Source organism: Mycobacterium sp., assembly GCF_049673265.1.
GTDB lineage: Bacteria > Actinomycetota > Actinomycetes > Mycobacteriales > Mycobacteriaceae > Mycobacterium.
In genome coordinates this window covers 1-2,700 of the sequence record NZ_JBATXN010000030.1, presented here as the reverse complement: position 1 = coordinate 2,700, position 2,700 = coordinate 1, and the positions used below count along the sequence as shown (strand labels likewise).

The 2,700-nt window shown below is 64.1% G+C and carries 4 protein-coding genes; 2 read left to right on the top strand and 2 right to left on the bottom strand.

Annotated features, from left to right (window positions below; translation table 11 throughout):
* Nucleotides 1–111 precede the first annotated feature (111 nt).
* Complete coding sequence (locus WBF82_RS00925; protein ID WP_424381230.1) at nucleotides 112–1,395, bottom strand: cytochrome P450; 1,284 nt, start codon at nucleotides 1,393–1,395, stop codon at nucleotides 112–114.
* 163 nt (nucleotides 1,396–1,558) lie between these two features.
* On the opposite strand from WBF82_RS00925, the gene WBF82_RS00920 reads away from it, so the two are divergent.
* Both WBF82_RS00920 and WBF82_RS00915 read left to right on the top strand, forming a co-directional pair.
* Nucleotides 1,559–1,852 (top strand): PadR family transcriptional regulator, encoded by a 294-nt coding sequence (locus WBF82_RS00920; protein WP_424381229.1) that lies wholly within the window; start codon nucleotides 1,559–1,561, stop codon nucleotides 1,850–1,852.
* Nucleotides 1,849–2,229 (top strand): hypothetical protein, encoded by a 381-nt coding sequence (locus WBF82_RS00915; RefSeq protein WP_424381228.1) that lies wholly within the window; start codon nucleotides 1,849–1,851, stop codon nucleotides 2,227–2,229. The genes WBF82_RS00920 and WBF82_RS00915 overlap by 4 nt, the downstream gene beginning before the upstream one ends.
* A 3-nt stretch (nucleotides 2,230–2,232) precedes the next feature.
* On the opposite strand, the gene WBF82_RS00910 is transcribed toward WBF82_RS00915, so the two are convergent.
* Nucleotides 2,233–2,595: an MmpS family transport accessory protein gene (locus WBF82_RS00910; RefSeq protein WP_424381227.1), complete on the bottom strand. Its 363-nt coding sequence runs from the start codon at nucleotides 2,593–2,595 to the stop codon at nucleotides 2,233–2,235.
* Between the last annotated feature and the right edge of the window lie 105 nt (nucleotides 2,596–2,700).

The following is a 2,700-nucleotide window of genomic DNA, read 5'->3' as shown; positions in this document are numbered from 1 at the left end:
AGTCGGCGCAAGGGCTATCGCTGCCGCGGCGAGCGCGACACCGACTGCCACGGTCTTCGGAGTCTGCACGGGTTCGACTATAAGGTCCTGACATTGCGCAACGGGCCGGAATCAGCCTGGCGGCGTCCAGGCGATCGGCAGGGTCTTGATGCCGTGGATGAACGGCGACAGCAGCCGGGCGGGCTCTTCGGTGGCGACGACGTCGGGTATCTCGCGGTGCAATTCCTCGAACATGACCCGGATCTCGCGGCGAGCCAGGTTGGCGCCCAGGCAGAAATGGGCGCCGCCGCCACCGAAGCCGACGTGCGGATTGGGGTCACGGGTGACGTCGAACCTCCACGGGTCGGCGAACTTCGATTCGTCGCGATTGGCCGAGCAATACCACAGCGTCGCTTTCTCGCCGGCGGCAATCTTGGTGCCACTCAGTTCGAAGTCGCGGGTGAGCGTGCGTCGCATGTAGATCACCGGCGACGCCCACCGCACAATCTCTTCCACCGCCGCGTGCGATACGCCGTCGAAGTCGGTCCACCATGTCTGCCGTTGCTCGGGATAACGCGTCAATGCGAGCAGGCCGTGGCTGATCGCGTTGCGCGTCGTCTCGTTGCCGGCGACCGCGAGCAGGATGAAAAACGATGCAATCTCGGCCGAGGTCAACCGCTCGCCATCCACCTCCGCATGCACCAGGCTGGTGGTCAGGTCGTCATGAGGATTGCTGCGGCGATCTTCGGCCAGCGCATTCGCGTAGCCGCCGATCTCCAGCGACACCTGCGTGAACTCCTCGAAATCGGTTGCCAGGTCAGGGTCGCCGAAGCCGAGTATCACGTTGGTCCAGTGGAAGATCCGTTGATGGTCGTCCTCGGGGATCCCCATCATGTCGCAGATGACCTGCAACGGCAGCGGCCCGGCCAGCTCGCTCACCGCCTCGCCCTTGCCGTCGGGATGAGCGGCGATCATCGACGTGACCAGCCGGTGCGCCCGTCCGCGCACAGACGCCTCGATCCGGGCCACCACTTTAGGGGTGAACGCCCTGCTGACGATCGACCTCAACCGCTGGTGCCGTGGATCGTCGAGCACGATCATCGAACCGAAGAACTCGGCGACCTCCGGCGGCTGGTCGTTGATCGTGATGTTGGGACTCGAGCTGAAAACCTCGGGATGACGGCTGGCGTAGAACACGTCGTCGAGTCTGGTCAGCGCCCAATGCCCGGCGCCTTCGTCGAACCCCTCCGTGACGGGCTCCGGCCAGAACGAGATCGGCGCTTCGCGGCGCAGCGTGGAAAAGGCGCCGTCGCGCAGATCGTCGTCGAGTCCCCAGAAGTCCCAGGTGCCTAAATCAATCTCGGCGAACGGAACCTCGGGGGGCGCCGTGCCGTTGACGCGAGTCGCAATGCCCATGTCGACCGTCCTCGTCGTTGAGCGGGCTTTAGAGGGACTATGGGCGCGAGCCTAATACTACGGTTGGCGTATTACGTTGGACGTACTAAAGTTGGCAGGCATGGCACGCGGCCCCCGACCGGCCCGAAGGCCGGCCAGAAGAAATGATCCGGGCGTACTGATAATGACCAGTCTGGCCTCGGGCGCCAAGCACGGCTACGCGCTGGCACGCGATATCGAGCGATTCGCCGGCGTGACGTTGGGACCCGGAACGCTCTACGGCGCGATCACCGCACTGGAAGAGCACGGACTGATTGAACCGGCAGGCAAAGACGAGCGGAGACGCCCGTATCGGTTGACCGCGGCGGGACGGGCCGAGCTGACTACCGCGGTACGCAGCCTGGGAGCAATTGCGATCGAGGGGGCCCGCCGGCTAGGGATTGCGTTGCCCGCGCCAAACCCAGGGTGGGCCCAGTGAATCCCCGCGACGTCAGCTCCGTCCTACGCTGGTACCCCGGCACTTGGCGCCGCCGATACGGCGAGGAGTTGATCGCCATGCTGGACGACACCTACGGCAAAGACAAGCTTCCGCGGCGGGTCCGGATGTCACTGGTCCGATCGGGCTTGATTGAACGAATTCGCTTGTTGCGCAAATATTCTGGTACTTACATCGGTTACAGCATCGCCTGCGCCATCGTGTGGGCCGTCATCCTGGCCTCGGTATGGACGTTCGCGGGCGACGCCACCCGGCATACGTTTGTGGTGTTCTTCGGCGGCTGGGCGATCGGTTGGCTGTCGGCGAGCATCGCCCGCATCGTGTATCCACCGCCGAAACCACGCAGACCCGCGGTCTAAGCGTCAGTGCCAGCAGACGGTGCGGGCAGGCCCCCCGTTCGCGGTCGCCTGGCTGACCACCTTGCCGTCGACCAGGATCGTGCACGTCACCGAGCCGGGGCTCTGCGCGCTGACGAGATACTCCCCATAGCCGAACGAGGTGAACTTCGTCGTCCACGGCAACGGCACGTTCGGCTGCTGAGTCTGGCCGGTGGGTGTCTGAAACGAAATGTAGTCCGCCACAGGCGCAGTGCCACTGAGCTGATAAGTCACCTGGGGCAGCGGCCCGGTCGCGTTCGCCACGCCGCAGACTGACACCGAAATTACGAGAGCGGTCAGCGCCGAGTTCAAGACCCGGCGCCGTATACGTGATGGTTGGCTGGTCATGGTCACTCCTGGGCAGATCGTGTCACTGGGGCATACCCATGGGTACGTTTTCCCAAAAGTCAACTCCCGGTTGAACTGTCGTTGAACTGATGTCAGATAAGAGTC